Source organism: Nocardia implantans, from assembly GCF_035544775.1.
In the GTDB taxonomy this organism is placed as follows: domain Bacteria; phylum Actinomycetota; class Actinomycetes; order Mycobacteriales; family Mycobacteriaceae; genus Nocardia; species Nocardia implantans.
In genome coordinates, this window is record NZ_JAYKYQ010000003.1 from 303370 (window position 1) to 322139 (window position 18770).

The window sequence follows — 18770 nt, forward strand, 5'->3', positions numbered from 1 at the left end:
GGTCAGACCACCGGCTCGCGGACGATATCCAGATACGCCGCGCCGGAATCCGGCACCCGCGGCTGCTTCCACACCTCCACCGGGAACGACACCATCACCAGCGACTGCAACAGGTGGAACAGGTTGCGCGCCTCGTCGGGCAGGTCGTTCCAGTCGGACTTGTCGATGTGGTCAAGGGCGGATCGCAGGCGCGGGAACACCGTGTCGTACAGCCGCTGCATCTCGTCCATGGAGGAGGCGAGGCGCTTGGCGTAGCGTTCCGGCTCGGTGGCCAGTATCCAGTCCGAGAATTGCGCCAGGTCGGCGAACTCGGCGGGCAGCGGGGCGGTGCGGGCACGGTCGGTCGGCTGGTCAGTGGGCGCGGCCATCGCGGTACTCCTCGACGATCTTCTGAGCGGTCTTGTGCAGGTGACGGAGCAGGATCTCCTGGTCGTTGAGCGGGAACTCGGTGACCTCGCGGGTGGCGATCATGGTCTGGGTCGCCTCCAGGGTGTTCGCGTCCTGCAGCGCGTACTCCTTGAAGGTCACCGCGGCCAGTTCCTGGGCCAGCCGCTGCCTGGCGTCGGCGGCGGGCACGAAATACAGGCTCGCCTCGAAGATGTGCCGGTCCACTGCGGTCGGCCAGTAGTGATAGGTCAGGTACCAGCCCGGCGCCCAGAACAGCAGCGAGAAGTTCGGGAAGAACTCGAATTCGTCTACGCCCCAAGCCCGGTGGCGGGCCGGGTTGATGCCTTCCGGCAGCGGCTCCAGACCCTCGATGTCGGGCCGGTCCCATGGACCGAACAGACCGCTGCGCAGTTCGCGCTCGATCGGCTTGACCATCGTCGGGTCCTTCGGCGGGGCCATCCCGCCCCAGGACGAGATCATCGAGTGCGGGGCGGCTATTTCGTAGTGCAGGGCTTCGTAACCGACGCCGTAGAGCTTGTCGGCCTCGTCCTTGACCGCTTGCTTCTGGTGCAGCACGGGCGCGTGGTAGAACTCGGCGAACGCGTCGATGAACAGTTTCCAGTTGCTGCCGATCTCGGCCCGGTAGCTGAAGACCTCGGTCATCCGGTCGAACGGGTACCCCTCGAGACCCTTGGCCAGCGGACCCAGGTATTCGGTGAGCGGCTTGGCGTTGTCGTCGAGATTGACGAAGATGAAGCCCTCCCACACCTCGCAGCGCACCGGCTTCAACCCGAATTCGTCCTTGTCGAGGTCGAAGAACTCCTTCTCCTGCTGGACGAAGGTCAGCTCGCCTTTCAGGCTGTAGCGCCAGGCGTGGTACTTGCAAGTGAACTGGCGGCAGGTACCCGCGGTCTCCTCGCCCGGGTAGTCGTCCCAGACCAGCTTGTTGCCACGATGACGGCAGATGTTGTGGAACGCGCGCACCACGCCGTCGTTGTCCTTGACGACGATCAGCGAGGTGCCGACGCAGGCGAGTTCCTTGGTGAAGTAGTTGCCCACCCGGGGCAGCCGGTTCACCCGGCCGACGTTGAGCCAGTTCTTGCGGAAGATCGCCTGACGCTCGTCCTCGTAGAAGGCGGGGTCGATGGAGTCGGTGTAGTCGACCGGCTCGGTGCCCAGCTCGGGATAGTTCTGCGTCCAGCTTCCCGCGGCAGGTTTGGTGAAGTGTGACATGCGCCTCCTTACCTCCGAATGAGAATATCATTCTCAAAATCAACTAGTAGATTTCCATGCGGCTGCGACACTGTCAACGCTGATCGGGCGCCGTGGCGCCACCGGCGGCCCCGCCCGCTGCCGGATCTCGCTCTCCAAAGAGTAGATATTGATTATCCGAATCTGAGAAGATAGTTTCCCTGGCAGCGAGCGTGCCCTCGGAGCACGTGCTGCTCATCGGAGAGCAACGGGCGAGACCTCGGCGAGGACCACCGATCGCGTGCCGGGCGGCCCACAGAGGAGGAACTACGGTGAAACCGCAGCGAATGATCGTTGCCGTGATGGCGATCGCGCTCTTGGTGGCCGGGTGTGGGCGTGACGGCGGTGGGCGCGGCGCCGACGAGGGTTCCGGCCCGGCCGCCTCCGGCAACTTCGGCAACCTGACCGGCGTCTGCCGGCCCGGGAGCGCCAAAACCGCCTCCGCCCAGGGGGTCACGGCGACCGAGATCGAAGTCGGGGTCTTCTCCGACATCGGCTTCACGAAGAATCCCGATCTGGTCGACGCCGCGAAGGTGTTCACCTCTTGGTGCAACGCGGCAGGCGGCATCAACGGCCGCAAGCTCGTGACCAACTTGCGCGACACCAAGCTCATGGAGGTGCGCCAGCGCATGCTGGAGTCCTGCCGGGAGGACTTCGCGCTCGTCGGCGGCAGCGCGGCGCTGGACGGGCTCGGCGTGAAGGACCGGCTGTCCTGCTTGCTGCCCGAGTTCCCCGCCCAGGTCACCCAGACCGCGAACACCGGCTCCGACCTGCAGTTGGGCGGCGGTTCGTCGGCCTCGGAATCGGTCAACCCGTACACCGGTTTCCAGGACTGGCTGATCAAGGAGGCCTACCCCGATTCGGCCGGCGCGATCGGGATGATCAACGGCGATTCACCGATCACCAAGGTCATGGGCGAGAAGATGACCGAATCGCTGACGGCGGCGGGCGCGAAGATCGTCTACAACGACCTGTATCCGCTCGCGGGCGTCTCGGACTGGACGCCGTACGCGCAGGCGATCAAGGCCGCCGGCGTCAAAGGCCTGATCTTCTTCGGCGAGTACCGCTACCTCGCCAAACTGCAGGACGTGCTCACCAGCATGAACTACGAGCTGGACTGGATCGACGCCAACGCCAACTCCTACAACCAGTCGTTCCTCGACGTCACGAAGAACTCGCTGGCCGCGCAGAACAACTACGCCGACCTGAGCGGCACCGCCCCGCTGGACGCGGCCGCGCAGGTGCCCGCGGTGCAGCAGCTGAAGGATCTGTTCGAGCAGTACGCGCCTAGCAGTCCCATCACCTTCCAGGTGCTGCGCGCCTTCCAGTCGTGGTTGCTGTTCGCCAAGTCGGCGACCGGTTGCGGTGACGATCTCACCCGCGCGTGTGTGTACAACGCCGCGCATCAGGAGACGGCGTGGACCGGCGGCGGCCTGCAGGCTCCGGTCGATCTGTCCCGGCCGCTGTCGGAGCAGACTCGATGCTTCAACGTCCAGCAGGCCACGCCGGACGGGTGGAAGACGGCGGATTTCAAGCCGAACAACGGCGTATTCCGCTGCGGCTTCACCCCGTACGAGTACACCCGGGATTTCGGCAAGCCGCTGACCCTCGCCGACGTCGGCAAGAGCATGAGCGACCTGAAGTGACGGAGCATTCGCGCTGATGGAGCAGTTCATCGCCTTCGGGATCGTCGGCCTCAGCACCGCGGCGATCTATGCCGTGATCGGCAGCGGCCTGGTGCTCACCTACACCACCACCGGCGTGTTCAATTTCGCGCACGGCGCGGCGGGAATGATCTCGGCGTTCGTCTACTGGCAGCTCACCATCGGTTGGGGCTGGCCCGCGACGGTGGCGATCGTCGCGGTGCTGCTGGTCTTCGCGCCGCTGTTCGGCTTGCTGTTCGGCAAGGCGCTGGCGCCGACCCAGGGGCTCGGCGACGCCGAGAGGCTGGTGATGACCATCGCCCTGCTCAGCGGCCTCATCGTGCTGGCGCGCTGGATCTGGAATCCGAACGAATCACGTTCGCTGACCAGGTTTTTCGCCGACAAGCCACCCATCGACCTCGGCGCGGTCATCCTCACCTGGCATCAAGCCCTCACCATGGCGGTGGCGGTGGCGGTCGCCGCCGGGCTGCGCATCCTGCTGTATCGCACCAGGATCGGCGCCGAGATGCGGGCCACCGTGGACGATCGCGCACTGGTCGGTCTGACCGGCGCCGATCCACGGCGGGCGAACCGGATCGCCTGGATGCTCGGCATCGAGCTGGCCGCGATCGGCGGCATCCTCATCGCGCCGACCGTGGCGCTGGATGCCGGGCAGCTGTCGCTGCTGATCGTCAGCGCCTACACCGCGGCCATCTTCGGGCGGCTGCGCAACCTGCCCATGACGTTCGCGGGCGCGGTGGTGGTCGGTCTGCTGGAGAGCTACCTCACCGGGTATCTCCCGCAGAACGACTATCTGCCCGGCCTGCGGCTGGCGGCGCCCGCGCTGTTGTTGTTCGTGGCGCTGCTGGTCTTTCCGCACGGCCGGTTGCGTGGCCGGGACCGCAAGCTCAGCCCGGTGCCGCTGCCGTCGCTCCGCGGTTCGGTGGCGTTCGCCGTCGCGGTGATCGTGCTCGGCCTGATGCTCGCGACCATGCTCACCGAATCCGATCTGATCACCTACGGCGCGATGTTCGCATGGGGCGTGATCGCACTGTCCTACGTGCCGCTGCTCGGTTTCGCCGGTCAGATCTCGCTGTGCCAGCTCAGCCTGGCCGGCGTGGGCGCGGTGGCCTACGCGCATCTGGGACCGGACGGTCAGTGGTGGGCACTGCTCGCCGCGATGGGCATCGCCGCAGTGGTGGGGGCGGTGGTCGCGGTGCCGGCGCTGCGGCTGTCGGGGGTGTACCTGGCGCTGGCGACGGCGGCGTTCGCGGTCATCCTGGATCGCTGGATTTTCACCCTGCCCTCCTTCGAGATCCTCGGCGTGCGGATCGCGCTGTTCGACCAGGGCTCGGTATCGCTGGTCGGGCCGAATCTGTTCGGGTTGGAACTGGATACCACCGCGAAGGTGACCGTCTTCGCCGCCGTGTGCCTTGCCGTGGCGGGCTTGACGGTGGTGTTGTTGCGGCGCAGCCGTTTCGGACGTCGGTTGATCGCCTTGCGGGACAGCGAGGCCGCCTACGCCACGCTCGGCGGCAGCCTGCTCGCGGCGCGGGTGCTGGTCTTCGCGCTGGCCGCGGCCATCGCCGGGCTCGGCGGCGCGCTGTACGGCATGCAGGTGCAGGCCGTCGCGCCGGAACAGTTCAATCTGGTGGCCGGATTGCCGATCTTCTTGATCGTGACCATCGCCGGTCTCGGCGCGGTCGGGGCGGGCCTGTTCACCGGCGCGGTCTTCGCCGGACCGTTGAACGTGATCCCCGTGCTGTGGCCGGGCCTGCAGAATCTGGCGCAGGTGCTGCCCGCGCTCGGCGGTATCGCCTTCGGCGGTGGCGTGCTGAAGGACGGGGCGATCGCGACGATGCGCGCGGACTGGCTGCCGCTGCTGCGCGACCGGATCGTCGCACCGCTGCTGGTGCTGGTGATCCTGGGGCTGTGGGGCCTGCGGCTGATCGACGTCGTCGACGGCTGGGGCTTCACCCTCGGCGTGGTGGTGGCCGCCGTCGCGGCGCGCGTCGGGCACGGCGTGCGGACGCGGCCCGCACCGGATCCGGCCCGGACTCCGGTGGAGTGGTGGGGCCTGCGACGACCGTGGAGTTCCGGAGACGAGGAGGTGCTCGACCGTGCCGTCGCTACTGGAAGTTGACGATGTCACCGTCGTCTTCGGCGGCAACCGCGCGCTCGACGGCGCCGGATTGCGCGCCGAACGCGGCGCGGTGACCGGGTTGATCGGCCCCAACGGCGCGGGCAAGAGCACGTTGTTCGACGTGATCTGCGGCCTGCGCAAGCCGACGAAGGGACGCGTGGCGATCGACGGCGCCGACGTCACCCGGCTCGGCCCGGCTCGCCGGGCCCGGCACGGCCTGGCCCGCACCTTCCAGCGGCTCGAGCTGTTCGGCAGGCTGAGCGTGCGCGACAACCTGCTGGTCGCCGCCGAACTCGGCCCGCAGCGCAGGCACGCCGCCAGGATCGTCGCCGAGATCATCGACCGGCTCGGCCTGCACGAGATCGCCGACGCCTGCGCCGACGAACTGCCCACCGGCACCGGCCGTCTGGTGGAAGTGGGGCGCGCCATCGCGGCGCGGCCCAGCCTGATCCTGCTCGACGAGCCGGCCGCGGGGCAGGACCCCACCGAGACCGAGCGGTTCGGTGAACTGTTGCGCTCGCTGGCCGACGACGGCGCCGCGGTGCTGCTCGTCGAACACGACATGGGCTTGGTGATGAACGTCTGCGACGAGGTGTTCGTGCTGGATCTCGGCAAGGTGATCGCCTCGGGTCCGCCCGCGGTGATCCGCGCCGACGAGACCGTCCTCGCGGCCTATCTGGGGGACGTATGAGCGTGCGGAGTGCACTCGAGACAACAACGCAGACAACGTCGTCCGCTCCCGCCCAGCTGCTCGCCATGCGCGAGGTGCGCGCCGCCTACGCCGCCATCACCGTGCTGCACGGCGTCGATCTGGAGGTCGCGGCCGGACAGGTGGTGGCACTGCTCGGACCCAACGGCGCGGGCAAGACCACCGCGCTGAAGGTGATCGCGGGCATCCACCCGGTCGCGGCGGGGCGGCTGCTGCTCGGCGGGCGCGACGTGACCGGAGCCGCCCCGCGCGACCTGGCCCGCGCGGGCGTCTGCCTGATCCCCGAGGGTCGTGGCGTGTTCCCGAATCTCACCGTGCGCGACAACCTGCTGATGATGACCTTCACCGGGCGGTCGCGGGAGGAGATCGAGGAGATCGCCTTCAGCCGCTTCCCGATCCTCGGCAAACGCGCGGGCCAGATCGCGGGCACCATGTCCGGCGGCGAACAGCAGATGCTGGCGCTGGCTCGCGGCCTTGCGACCGATCCGGCCGTGCTGCTGCTCGACGAACTGTCCATGGGTCTGGCCCCGCTGGTCGTCGGCAGGCTCTACGACGAGGTCGCCGAGATCGCCCGTCAGGGAGTCGCGGTGCTGGTGGTCGAGCAGTTCGCGGCCGCCGTGCTGGATATCGCCGATCACGCGGCGGTCCTGGTGCGCGGCCGGGTGGTGCGGCGAGGACACCCCGACAGCGCAATCCGCAACGAATTGGCAGCCCTCTACCTAGGAAGTCCCCCATGACCGAATCCCGCGCGGAGCGTTTCGTCCGCGAACTGCAGCAACTGAAGATCCCCGATCCGGCGGTGGGCCGCTCCGGATTGTGGCTGCGCACCGGCGTCACCCTCATGGTGGCCGGGCCGCTGGTGGCGGTGCTGGCGTATTTCCTCTCGCACGGCACGACCGACGCGCTCACCCAGCGCGACGCCATCACGCTGGCCCTCGGTGGTGTGGCGGCCAGCGTGGTGGGTTCGGCGCTGTTCCTGCGCTATTCGCTGACCAACTTCCTGCGCTTCTGGCTGGCGCGCCAGTCCTACGACCTGGATGAACTCGGCAATCGGGTGCTCGGCCCCGAGTTGCGCTACGACGGGGCGGCCTCGGCGCCCCGATGAGCCTCGGTGCGCCCGCCGCGCCGAGGGACGGGGATCGGCTCGCGCGTCGTCCGCCTCGACTGGGGAGACGGAGGGCCTTACGCGCGGTACCGAGCGGTCGCCCGTCGGATGCCGCCGGTGCGGGAGGGCTGGATCGACCTTCCGCACCGGCGTGCGGTGAGCGAGCCGCGATACGAGAAGTGGAGGTGCGGAAGTGTCTGGTGACGCCAACGACGAGGGCATGAATTTCGAGCTCACCGAGGATCAGGAGCTGATCCGCACATCGGTGGCCGAGTTGTGCCGCAAGTTCGACGACCAGTACTGGATGGCGAAGGACCAGGCGCACGAATTCCCCACCGAGTTCTACGACGCCATCGCGGGCGGCGGGTGGCTCGGCATCACCATCCCCGAGGAGTACGGCGGCCACGGCCTCGGCATCACCGAGGCCACCCTGCTGGCCGAGGAGGTGTCGCGCTCCGGCGGCGGGATGAACGCGGCCAGTTCCATCCACATGTCGATCTTCGGCATGCATCCCGTGGTGGTGCACGGCTCCGAGGGATTGAAACGCCGCACCCTGCCGCGCGTCGCGAACGGCGAGCTGCACGTGTGCTTCGGCGTCACCGAACCCGGTGCGGGACTGGACACCCCGCGCATCACGACCTTCGCCCGCCGCGACGGCGACCACTACGTGGTGAACGGCCGCAAGGTGTGGATCTCCAAAGCGCAGGAGTCGCGAAAGATCCTGCTGCTCACTCGGACCAGTTCCTACCAGGACGTCACCAAGAAGACCGACGGCATGACCTTGTTCCTCACCGATCTCGATCGCGCGCACGTCGACATCCGTCCGATCGCCAAGATGGGCCGCAACGCCGTCACCTCCAACGAGCTGTTCATCGACGACCTGCGTATCCCGGTGGAGGACCGGGTCGGGGAAGAGGGCGAGGGGTTCCGGTACCTGCTGGACGGACTGAATCCCGAGCGCATGCTCATCGCCGCCGAAGCCCTCGGCCTCGGCCGGGTGGCGCTGGACCGGGCGGTGCGATACGCGCGGGAACGCGTGGTCTTCGACCGGCCGATCGGCATGAACCAGGGCATCCAGTTCCCGCTGGCCGATTCGCTGGCCCGGCTGGACGCCGCCGAGCTGATGCTGCGCAAGGCCACCTGGCGCTACGACAACGGCAAATCCTGTGGACGCGAGGCGAACACGGCGAAATACCTGTGCGCCGACGCCGGATTCACCGCCGCCGACCGGGCGCTGCAGACGCACGGCGGCATGGGTTACGCCGAGGAATATCACGTGGCCCGCTACTTCCGGGAGGCGCGCGTGATGCGCATCGCCCCCGTGAGCCAAGAAATGATCTTGAACTACCTGGGTTCGCATGCCCTGGGATTGCCGAGGAGCTACTGATGCCGCAGCAGACATTGTTCGACTTGACTGAGCGTTCTGCGCTGGTCACCGGCGCGGCGGGCGGTATCGGGTCGGCGGTGGCGCAAGCGCTGGCCACCGCGGGGGCGGCCGTGCTGGTCACCGATCTCAACGGCGAGGCGGCCGCCGCGGTCGCGGAGAAGATCGTCGCGGACGGCGGCGTCGCTGCCGCGTGCGCCCTGGACGTCTCCGACCGGGATTCCGCCGCGGCGGCCGCCGAGCAGGCCGCCGGGCTCGCCGGCGGCGTGCTGCACATCGTCGTGAACAACGCCGGGGTCACCGCGCCCGCGATGTTCGCCGACACCACAGCGGAATCGGTGCGGCGGCTGTTCGACATCCACGCGCTCGGCACGATCAACTGCTCGCAGGCCGCGTTGCCGTTCCTGCCCACCGACGGCACGGGGCGCATCATCAACGTCACCTCCGCCGCCGGCATCGTCGGCACGCTCGGCCAGGTGAACTACTCGGCCGCCAAAGCCGCGATCATCGGCATCACCAAATCACTGGCGAAAGAGCTGGCGCGCAAAAACATCCTGGTCAACGCGTTGGCCCCGCTGGCGGCGACGCCGATGACCCACACCATCCGCACCGACGAGCGGTTCTCCGAACAGATGCTCAACCGAATCCTGTTGCGGCGCTGGGCCGAACCGGAGGAAGTCGCGGGCGCGTTCGTCTTCCTCGCCTCCGACGCCGCCTCCTTCGTCACCGGCCAGGTGCTGCCGGTGGACGGCGGCACGGTGATCTGATGGCGGACCTCGCGCAGGGCGTCGAGTCGTCCGGTGGGCCACTGGCCGGTATCACGGTGATCGCCCTGGAACAGGCGGTGTCCGCACCGATGTGCACCCGCACCCTCGCCGATTTCGGCGCACGGGTGATCAAGGTGGAGCACCCCGACGGCGGCGATTTCGCCCGGTACTACGACGACGTGGTGCACGGGCAGGCCGCCCACTTCGTCTGGGTCAACCGCGGCAAGGAATCGGTCACCCTCGACCTGAAAACGCCCGCGGGCGTAAAGTTGCTGCACCGCCTGCTGGGCCGGGCCGACGTGCTGGTGTCCAACCTCGCGCCCGGCGCCACCGCGCGCCTCGGCCTCGCGCCCGCGGATCTGGCCGCACGTCATCCGGATCTGATCGCGGTGGAGATCGACGGTTTCGGCGCGGGCGGGCCGCTGTCGCACAAACGCGCCTACGACCTGCTCGTGCAAGCCGAATCGGGCGTCTGCGCGGTGACCGGAACCGCGGACGCCCCGGCCAAACCCGGTCCGCCGGTCGCCGACGTCACCACCGGTCTGTACGCGGCGCTGTCGATCCTGGCCGCGCTGTGCGGGCGGGCCAGGGGCGCGGCCAACGGCAACACGATCGCGGTGAGCCTGTTCGACACCATGGCCGAGCTGATGGGCTATCACCTGACCTACGCGCGGCACGCCGGGGTGGATCAGCAGCCGCTCGGTATGAGTTCACCGGCCGTGGCGCCCTACGGCGCCTACGCCACCGCCGACGGGCGAACAGTGGTGCTTGGCACCACCAACGACCGGGAGTGGCAGCGTTTGGCGACCGAGATTTTGAACCGCCCGGATCTCGCCGCCGACGAACGATTCCGCACCAATCCCGGGCGCGTGCGCCACCGCGCCGAGATCGACGCGGCGATTGCCGCGTGGTGTCTGCGTCACGACTTGGCGCGGATCCAGAAGATCGCCGACGACGCCGGGATCGGCAACTCTTGCTTTCACCGCCCGAGCGAAGTGCTCGGCCATCCGCAGCTCACCGAGCGCGGCCGTTGGCGCGACATCGAGACCCCCGCAGGCCCGATCCCGTCCCTGCTGCCACCCGCGATCCTCGCGGGTTTCGAGCCACCGATGGGACCGGTGCCGGGTCTCGGCGCGCACACCGACGCGGTGCTTCGCGAACTCGGCTGCACCGCAGCGGATATCGAGGCGCTGCGCGACTCGGGAACGATCGGGCCGCGCCGATGACCGGGCCGGTGCTGCTGCGGGAGGATCTCGACGGCGTGCGCACGCTGACGCTGAACCGGCCGCATCGCAAGAACGCGATCGACGCCGAACTCTGGGCCGCGCTGGCCGACGCGCTGCGCGCCGCCGCGGCCGACCGCACCGTTCGCGCCTTGGTGCTCACGGGCGCGGGCGGCGCGTTCTGTTCCGGCGCGGACATCTCCACTCCGGACAACGCGCACCCGGTCTACCGGATGCGCGCCCTCACCGACGTCGCGATGCTGCTGCACGAGCTTCCGCTGCCCACCGTCGCGAAGGTCGCCGGGGTCGCGGTCGGCGCGGGCTGGAATCTGGCGCTGGGCTGCGACCTGGTGGTGGCCACCCCGGAATCGACGTTCGCGCAGATCTTCGCCCGCCGCGGCCTGTCGCCGGATCTCGGCGGCTCCTGGCTGCTGCCCCGGCTGATCGGCATGCAGCGGGCCAAACGGCTGGCGCTGCTGGCCGAGACGATCGACGCGGCGCAGGCACGGGAACTCGGGCTGGTGACCTGGGTCGTAGCGGGGAACGAGATCGACGGATTCGTCGCGGATCTGGGTGCGCGGCTGGCGGCCGGACCGCCGGTGGCGCTGGCTCAGACCAAGGCGCTGCTGCACGAAGGCGCGGTTTCGGCACTCCGCGAAGCGCTCGCTGCCGAGGCGAGGGCGCAGGGCTTGAACTTCGCCACCGCGGACGTCCCCGAGGCGTTCGCGGCCTTCGCCGAACGGCGTGAGCCGCGGTTCACCGGCCACTGGACGGTTCGGCGGCCACCGATCCGCGCCGCCGAGAATTCCGAGAAGGGGAGACGAGATGCGTGAGGTAGTCATAGCCGCGGCGGTCCGCACCGCCGTCGGCAAACGCAACGGGGGACTGTCCGGGGCGCATCCGGCCGATCTGTCCGCGCTGGTGCTCACCGCGCTGGCCGAGCGCTGCGGCATCGACCCGGCACTGATCGACGACGTGATCTGGGGCTGTGTCTCCCAGGTCGGCGACCAGTCCAGCAACATCGGCCGCTACGCCGTGCTGGCGGCGGGCTGGCCGGAGAGCATCCCGGGCACGACGGTCAACCGGGCCTGCGGGTCCAGCCAGCAAGCGCTGGATTTCGCCGCGCAAGCCGTGCTCTCCGGACAGCAGGACATCGTAGTTGCCGGGGGCGTGGAAGTGATGAGCCGGGTGCCGTTGAACGCGGCCAAGGCATCCGGAGCCCCCTATGGGCCGAAGGCATTGGCCCGCTACCAGGATTTCGCCTTCAACCAGGGCATCTCCGCCGAGTTGATCGCGCGGAAGTGGGGTTTCGGTCGCACGCGGCTCGACGAGTACGCCGCGCGCTCGCACGAACTCGCCGCCGCCGCCCAGGACGCGGGCGCGTTCGCCGACCAGATCGTCTCCGTCACCACCGAGTCGGGCGTGGTGCGCGCCGACGAGGGGATACGGCGGGGCACCACCGCGGCGAAGCTCGCCGGGCTGAAGCCCGCCTTCCAGGACGACGGTGTGATCCACGCTGGCAACGCTTCCCAGATCTCCGACGGTGCGGCCGCACTGCTGGTGACCACGCCGCGGAAGGCGCGGGAGCTGGGCCTGACGCCGTTGGCCCGCTACCACGCCGGCGCCGTGGCCGGTTCCGATCCGGTGCTGATGCTCACCGGCCCGATCCCCGCGACCGAGAAGGTGCTGCGCAAAGCGGGTCTGGCGCTCGCAGACATCGGCGTCTTCGAGGTGAACGAGGCGTTCGCACCCGTTCCGCTCGCCTGGCTCGCCGAGACCGGCGCCGAGGAGGCGCTGATGAATCCGCTGGGCGGAGCGATCGCGCTCGGGCATCCGCTGGGCGCGTCGGGAGCGGTGCTGATGACCCGCATGCTGCACCACATGCGGGACAGCGGAATCCGCTACGGCTTGCAGACCATGTGCGAGGGCGGCGGCACCGCCAACGCCACCGTCGTCGAACTGATGTCCTGAACGGAGGAGCGCCGTGCGACGAGAGCTGTTCACCACCGACCACGAGGCGTTCCGGGAGCTGGTCCGGGAATTCGTCGACAAGCGGATCGCGCCGAACTATGCCGAGTGGGAGAAGAACGGCAGGATGCCCCGCGAGATCTTCGCCGAGATGGGCCGACTCGGGCTGCTCGGCTTCGCGTTGCCCGAGGACCACGGCGGAGCCGGGATCCGTGACTACCGGTACAACGTGATCCTGCAAGAGGAGGCGGCGCGAGCCCTGGTCACGCTCGGCACCGTGCGCACCCAGCTCGACGTCATCCTGCCGTACTTCCTGGAGTACGCCGATGCCGCGCAACGGGATCGGTGGTTTCCCGGACTCGCGTCGGGGCAACTGCTCACCGCGATCGCCATGACCGAGCCCGGCACCGGTTCAGATCTGGCGGGCATGCGGACCAGCGCGGTGCGCTACGGCGAGGACTATGTGCTCAACGGCGCCAAGACCTTCATCACCGGCGGCCTGCTCGCGGACCTGGTGATCGTGGTGGCGCGCACCGCCACCGACCCGGACGACCGGCGCGCCGGGCTGACTCTGCTGGTGGTGGAGGACGGGATGCCCGGCTTCACCCGCGGCCGCATGTTGGAGAAGATGGGCTGCAAGGTGCAGGACACGATGGAGCTGGCGTTCCACGACGTCCGGGTGCCCGTGGCCAATCGGCTCGGCGCCGAGGGCGCGGCGTTCGGCTACCTCGGCCACAATCTGCCGCAGGAGCGGCTCACCGTCGCGGTCGGCTCGGTCGCCCAGGCGGGTGCCGCGATCAACGCGACCGTCGAATACACCAAGCAGCGCAAGGCCTTCGGCACGCCGGTCGCCTCGTTCCAGAACACCAAGTTCGAACTCGCCGCCCTGTCGGCGGAAGTCGAAGCCGCGCAGACCATGATCGATCGCGCGGTGCTCGAACTGGTGGAGGGCACGCTGTCCGGCGCGGACGCCGCCCGCGTGAAACTCTTCTGCACGGAGGTGCAGGCGCGCGTCGTTGACCGTTGCCTGCAACTGTTCGGCGGATACGGGTACATGATGGAGTACCCGATCGCGCGCTTGTACACCGATGCGCGCGTGGCCCGCATCTACGCGGGAACCAGCGAGGTCATGAAGATGATCGTCGCCAGGGACCTGGGCCTGTCCTGAAACTGCTTTGATTTTCAACGGTTTACTGGAAATTGCCTGTGCATCTTTCCTGAGAGCGGTACCGTGCACAGCGCTGATATCTGCATCGTTGCTGATGACTCGACGCGTCATCGCCGCGCGGTGTGGGCATCGGCGGAGTTGGTTCGTGAACAGCACTGCTCTCCGAGCGGGATCGGCGTACCTGCCCGCAGGAGTGAGAACGCTCGGCGAGGATCTGTTCCATCGATTGGAGTCTCGTCTTTGACCGTGCACTACATCCCGGTGCCGCCGCGACAGCGTTCGTCCGCGGGTGCCCGATGATCCAGGGTGAGCCCACCGGAGGGGTGGGACCGCGCTACGCCATCTACGGGGAGGAATTCGCCAACGACCCGCACCGTGCCTATGCCGAGATGCGGGATCGCCACGGTGCGCTGGTCCCCATCGAACTGTCGCCGGGCGTACCGGCCACCCTGGTGATCGGCTACGCCGCCGCTCTGCGCATCCTCAACGACCCCGAACGGTTTCCGGCCGATCCACGCAACTGGCAGAACAGTATCCCGGCCGACTCACCGGTGCGGCCGATGATGGAGTGGAACCCGACGGTGCTGCGCAGCAGCGGTGAACTGCACCAACGCTTTCGGCGCGCTCACGTGTACGCCCTCGACGGGATAGACCTGTACGAGTTGCGCCAGGATGTGGAACGTATCGCCGTCCCGCTCATCAACTCGTTCTGCGAGTCGGGGAAGGCCGATCTTGTCACCCAGTACGCGTTCCCGCTGGTTTTCCAGGTGCTCAACCGAATGGTCGGCTGCACACCGGAGTTGGGTCAGCGGGTGGCGGCCGGGGTGGCGGCGCTGTTCGAAGGGATCGACGCCGAATGGGGGATGAAGCATCTCGCCGAGGCGCTGCTGGAACTCATCATCCAGAAACGAGCCCACCCGGGCGACGATGTCTCTTCAAGGCTGGTGCACCATCCGTCGAATCTCGACGACGAGGAAGCGCTCTACAACCTGAGCACCATCTACGGCGCCGGGGTGGAACCGCAACAGAACCTCATCGTCAACACCCTGCTGCTGATGATGACCGATGAACGATTCGGCGGCAGCATGCTCGGCGGCAGCCTGGCCACCCGAGACGCCTTGGACGAAGTGCTGTTCAACGATCCGCCCCTGGCGAACTTCTGCACCACCTATCCGCGTCAAGCGGTCCTCGTGGAGGACACATGGCTGCCGGCCAATCAGCCGGTGCTGATCAGCCTGGCCGCGTGCAACAACGACCCGGCCATCCGAAGCGGCGACTTCACCGGCAACCGATCCCACCTGGCCTGGAGCATCGGCCCGCACGCCTGCCCGGCCCGCTCACCCGCGTACGTGGTCGTCGAGGCCGCGATCGACCTGCTGCTCGACGCACTCCCGGAACTGGAACTGGCGATACCGGCCGAAGAACTCGTCTGGCGGCCGGGACCGTTCCACCGGGCACTGGCGGCCCTGCCGGTCGTCTTTCCACCGTCGCCACCACTGAACGCTTTGTAAGGCACGCGTTGCCGGTGATGCCGACCGCGTCCGGTTTGCCGGCAATTCGGTCTGAAGCTCACATACGACCACGAGCGGGTTGTCGTGGCGAAAATTGATCCACAACTACCCGTGTGCGTGGCCTGTGTCTGAAGACCGGATGGGGCTGCTACCCGAGGACTTCTTCGTGCCACCAGCGATCGGGGTGGCTGAACCAGGGGCCGACCCGGTCCGCGCTGAGGACTCGTAGTTCCTTCAGGTCGATGTGGTATCTCCGGTAGAGCGCGACGATCTCGTACAACCCGCCTTCATCGACGGCGTCGAGATCGACGGTGAGATACAACGTGCGCGATTGTCCTCGGTACGACTCGATGCAGGGGATCGCGTCGAGCCACCCGAAGAACACCGCCTCGTCGTGCGGCGAGTAGTGCGTGACGCCGGTGGCTTCGATGACCACGGTGCCTGTGCCGTTCATCGCGACTTTCCGGCTGGATACACGTTCGTATAACCACCTTCCTTCTCTTGGACGTCCCAGTGCGGGACGCCGTGTGCTGTCGAGCCTCGACCGGTCGGTACCCACACGTCTATCCGCGTCTGTCATACCGAATGCTGCTCAGCGACAGTATGTTTCAATCGAAACGTGTAGTCTGTGCGCTGCGGGGACGTCAAGCAAGCAGCGGTGGCCGCAGCGGCGTGGAAATCGAGCACCGCGCACTGTGGTGCCGGCACAAGGGGGGTTCGATGCTCGATCCGCGAGTTGTCGCGGTCGTCATCCGTCGCAAGGAGGACTGGGTCCCAGAGGACAAGACTCTGGAGATCACCGAGTTCGATCCGCGATCGGACCGGGTATGGGTGCGGTTCGGCAGGTCCAGGAGCTATCCATTCGGGCGGGAGCGAGTGACGATTCTCGACCGGCCTGCGCCGGTATCGCTGGGCCCGTATGCGCAATTGTTCGTCGACGGAGTCCCGATGGACGCGATCGAGGCGCACGTTTTCACCGGACCGCCGGAGGCGGGATCGTGGTGGCACGTCCGCGGTACGGGCGGATGGAATGTCTACAGCATGGATCGGGTGCAGGTACTGCCGAACGCCGCCACTGCCCCCCGCTCCAAGGATGTGCTGACCTACTGGCGGACGGTGGCTGAGCGGCTGACCGACGATTCCGGCCTACTGCTCCGAAACCACCAGAACCTGAGCTTCATTCATCCAGAAAGCGCGTTGACCCGGATTCTCGAGCAGGCGCCGGTAGAGCCCCGCCCGGACAGCGAGGTGCCGCTGGCGGTGTACCCTTTCCGCACGAACATCAGTCAAAGTACGGCGGTGCGCAACGCATTGCGGTATCCCGTCTCGGTGATCGATGGTCCACCTGGCACCGGGAAGACGCAGACGATCCTCAACATCATCGCCTCCGTCATCTGCCGACCTGGTGCGACCGTGGGGGTGGTGTCTTTCAGCAACTCCGCTGTCGACAACGTTTTCGAGAAGCTGACCAAAGAAGGCTTCGGGATGGTGGCGGCCAATCTGGGACGCGTCGAAAAGCGGCAGGAGTTCTTCGACCGCCAGGCGGCACGCAACGTGGCAGTCGATGCGATGCTGCGCGTCGGTACCGCACCCGCCGCGGACGCTGCAGATGAACTCGCCAAGGTGAACCGGCGACTGGCCGCGCTACTGGAACAGGACCGTCTGCGCGCCCGGCTACGCCATCAACTGCACGCATACCGGCTGGAACAACAGCATTTCCAGTCGTTTTTCGACCGCCACGAGATACCGGACGCCGGCGACCTGCCACTGCTGCGCCGCTACAGCGCGGACAAACTGCTCGATTTCATCGCCGACACCGATCCGCGCTGGATCCGCGACCGTGGCTTGGGGCGGATGGTGGAGTTGATGAATCGCTACTTCAGGTACCGGGCGCTGCGCCACGTCGACGCCGGGGACATCGACGTCGTGCTGCGGATTCAACGCTTGTATTACGAGAAGAAGATCGCCGAACTCGAGCGGCGGGCCGAACAGCTGACCAGAACACTGGAGCGCAAGGACTTCGAAGCACTCTTGGCGGACCAGGCGCGGCTGTCCCAGCAGTTGCTCCATGACGCGCTGCGCTCCCGATACGGCTCGATACCCCGCACGGTCTACACCCCACAGTATCGACAGCAGTTCGGGCAGTTCACCCACGACTACCCGCTGATCCTGAGTACTTGCCATTCGCTCCACAACAGCATCGGGCGCTCCACCCTCCTGGACTATCTGATCATCGATGAAGCATCACAAGTGGACCTGGTGACCGTGAGCCCGGCACTGGCATGTGCGCGGAACCTCATCGTGGTCGGCGACCTGGCACAGCTACCGCCGGTCACGAAAGACCTCACCGACCCTCCGCCGGCACCCGATCCGGTCTTCGACTACCGGCGCAGCGTTCTGTCCTCGGTCATCGAACGGTACAGCGATCAGTTGCCCCGGACGATGCTGCGTGAACACTATCGGTGTGATCCGGACATCATCGAGTTCTGCAATCGGAAGTTCTACGACGGTCTGCTGATTCCGTATACGCGCAGCACGCCCGGTGTGGCCCCGATGACGGTGGTGCGTACGGCCCCCGGCAACCACATGCGCCGCGCCTACGGCGACGACGACCCGAAGTCGAAGGGACGGAGCAACCAACGCGAGATCGATGTAATCCTGCACGAGGTGCTGCCCTGGATATCCGCCGATATTCCACCGCACGAGGTCGGGGTCACCACTCCGTATCGCCGTCAGGCGAACAAGGCGACCGATGCTCTGATCGAGGCCATCGAGTCCGACACAGTGCATCGCTTCCAAGGTCGAGAGAAGGACGCGGTCGTCATGACCACGGTGTTGGACGACACCCCCAGCAGCCGGGCAGCTTTGCGGTTCGCCGACGATCCTCAATTGATCAATGTGGCCGTATCCCGGGCGATGCGCTTGTTCGTCCTGGTCACCCATCATTCCGGGTTGCCGGAGAGCCGACACCTGCGCGATCTGATCGGCTACATCCGGTACCGGGACCCGGACAACGCGGTCGTCGACAGCGATGTGGTGTCGATCTTCGACCTGCTGTACACCGACTACACGCGGCGGCGGCGCGCGCACCCGCATATCGGGTGGGGGCGCACCCGATGGCCTTCGGAGGACATCGCCCTCACCATGCTGGAGGGGGTGCTCGCCGAGCCCCGCTACGGTCACCTCGCAGCACACCGGCAGGTCTACCTGCAGAACGTGTTCCCACGTGGTCTGGACCGGCTCGATGCTCGGCAGCGTGAGTTCGTCCGGCGCCGATCGTCGTTCGATTTCGTCATCTACAACCGGATCACCAACGAGAGCGTCGGCGCCATCGAAGTGGACGGCTTCAGCACCCATGAAGCGAACCCGACGCAGCTCGCCCGCGACGCGGTGAAGGACGAGATCTGCCGGCGCTACAACTTCGGACTGCTGCGCCTGCCGACAACCGGGAGCGGCGAGGTCGCTCGGGTGCGCAGGTTCCTCGACCGGCTGCCTTGAGACCCGAAAATTC

General features: G+C 67.4%; 17 protein-coding genes. 13 read left to right on the top strand and 4 right to left on the bottom strand.

The annotated features are described in order from the left end of the window. Positions 1 to 2: 2 nt before the first annotated feature. Positions 3 to 368: a hypothetical protein gene (locus U3653_RS09275; protein ID WP_195079201.1), complete on the bottom strand. Its 366-nt coding sequence runs from the start codon at positions 366 to 368 to the stop codon at positions 3 to 5. After that, positions 352 to 1620, bottom strand: coding sequence for an aromatic ring-hydroxylating oxygenase subunit alpha (locus U3653_RS09280; protein WP_195079202.1), 1269 nt, complete (start codon positions 1618 to 1620; stop codon positions 352 to 354). The genes U3653_RS09275 and U3653_RS09280 overlap by 17 nt, the downstream gene beginning before the upstream one ends. Positions 1621 to 1925: 305 nt before the next feature. On the opposite strand from U3653_RS09280, the gene U3653_RS09285 reads away from it, so the two are divergent. The 12 genes from U3653_RS09285 to U3653_RS09340 all read left to right on the top strand — a co-directional run bounded on the left by U3653_RS09285 (position 1926) and on the right by U3653_RS09340 (position 15259). Continuing rightward, the gene (locus tag U3653_RS09285) at positions 1926 to 3284 is read left to right on the top strand and encodes an ABC transporter substrate-binding protein (RefSeq protein ID WP_195079449.1); all 1359 of its coding nucleotides are present in this window, start codon (positions 1926 to 1928) and stop codon (positions 3282 to 3284) included. Between the two features lie 16 nt (positions 3285 to 3300). Beyond that, a complete protein-coding gene (locus U3653_RS09290; RefSeq protein WP_195079203.1) occupies positions 3301 to 5424 on the top strand; it encodes a branched-chain amino acid ABC transporter permease in 2124 nt (707 codons plus the stop codon). After that, positions 5402 to 6115 carry an ABC transporter ATP-binding protein gene (locus U3653_RS09295; RefSeq protein WP_195079204.1) on the top strand — a complete coding sequence of 238 codons (714 nt, stop codon included), beginning with the start codon at positions 5402 to 5404 and terminating at the stop codon, positions 6113 to 6115. The genes U3653_RS09290 and U3653_RS09295 overlap by 23 nt, the downstream gene beginning before the upstream one ends. 65 nt (positions 6116 to 6180) lie before the next feature. Beyond that, positions 6181 to 6870 carry an ABC transporter ATP-binding protein gene (locus U3653_RS09300; protein WP_323124107.1) on the top strand — a complete coding sequence of 230 codons (690 nt, stop codon included), beginning with the start codon at positions 6181 to 6183 and terminating at the stop codon, positions 6868 to 6870. After that, positions 6867 to 7238 (top strand): hypothetical protein, encoded by a 372-nt coding sequence (locus U3653_RS09305; protein ID WP_195079206.1) that lies wholly within the window; start codon positions 6867 to 6869, stop codon positions 7236 to 7238. Before U3653_RS09300 ends, U3653_RS09305 begins: the two co-directional genes overlap by 4 nt. A gap of 220 nt (positions 7239 to 7458) precedes the next feature. Beyond that, entirely contained in the window at positions 7459 to 8625 is a 1167-nt protein-coding gene (locus tag U3653_RS09310; RefSeq protein WP_195079450.1) for an acyl-CoA dehydrogenase family protein, read from the top strand. After that, positions 8625 to 9389, top strand: a complete 765-nt coding sequence (locus tag U3653_RS09315; protein ID WP_195079207.1) for an SDR family NAD(P)-dependent oxidoreductase — start codon at positions 8625 to 8627, stop codon at positions 9387 to 9389. Before U3653_RS09310 ends, U3653_RS09315 begins: the two co-directional genes overlap by 1 nt. Continuing rightward, positions 9389 to 10615, top strand: coding sequence for a CaiB/BaiF CoA transferase family protein (locus U3653_RS09320; RefSeq protein ID WP_195079208.1), 1227 nt, complete (start codon positions 9389 to 9391; stop codon positions 10613 to 10615). Before U3653_RS09315 ends, U3653_RS09320 begins: the two co-directional genes overlap by 1 nt. After that, entirely contained in the window at positions 10612 to 11445 is an 834-nt protein-coding gene (locus tag U3653_RS09325; RefSeq protein WP_195079209.1) for an enoyl-CoA hydratase/isomerase family protein, read from the top strand. The genes U3653_RS09320 and U3653_RS09325 overlap by 4 nt, the downstream gene beginning before the upstream one ends. Next, positions 11438 to 12583, top strand: a complete 1146-nt coding sequence (locus U3653_RS09330; RefSeq protein WP_195079210.1) for a thiolase family protein — start codon at positions 11438 to 11440, stop codon at positions 12581 to 12583. The genes U3653_RS09325 and U3653_RS09330 overlap by 8 nt, the downstream gene beginning before the upstream one ends. 13 nt (positions 12584 to 12596) lie before the next feature. After that, positions 12597 to 13748, top strand: a complete 1152-nt coding sequence (locus U3653_RS09335; RefSeq protein WP_195079211.1) for an acyl-CoA dehydrogenase family protein — start codon at positions 12597 to 12599, stop codon at positions 13746 to 13748. 296 nt (positions 13749 to 14044) lie between these two features. Then, complete coding sequence (locus tag U3653_RS09340) at positions 14045 to 15259, top strand: cytochrome P450 (protein WP_195079212.1); 1215 nt, start codon at positions 14045 to 14047, stop codon at positions 15257 to 15259. Between the two features lie 148 nt (positions 15260 to 15407). On the opposite strand, the gene U3653_RS09345 is transcribed toward U3653_RS09340, so the two are convergent. Next, positions 15408 to 15713, bottom strand: coding sequence for a hypothetical protein (locus U3653_RS09345; RefSeq protein ID WP_195079213.1), 306 nt, complete (start codon positions 15711 to 15713; stop codon positions 15408 to 15410). Next, positions 15710 to 15820 (bottom strand): polymorphic toxin type 37 domain-containing protein, encoded by a 111-nt coding sequence (locus tag U3653_RS09350; RefSeq protein WP_323124072.1) that lies wholly within the window; start codon positions 15818 to 15820, stop codon positions 15710 to 15712. The genes U3653_RS09345 and U3653_RS09350 overlap by 4 nt, the downstream gene beginning before the upstream one ends. Positions 15821 to 15979: 159 nt before the next feature. Between U3653_RS09350 and U3653_RS09355 the strand changes: the two genes are divergently transcribed. Continuing rightward, the gene (locus U3653_RS09355) at positions 15980 to 18757 is read left to right on the top strand and encodes an AAA domain-containing protein (RefSeq protein WP_195079214.1); all 2778 of its coding nucleotides are present in this window, start codon (positions 15980 to 15982) and stop codon (positions 18755 to 18757) included. The last annotated feature ends 13 nt before the right edge of the window (positions 18758 to 18770 follow it).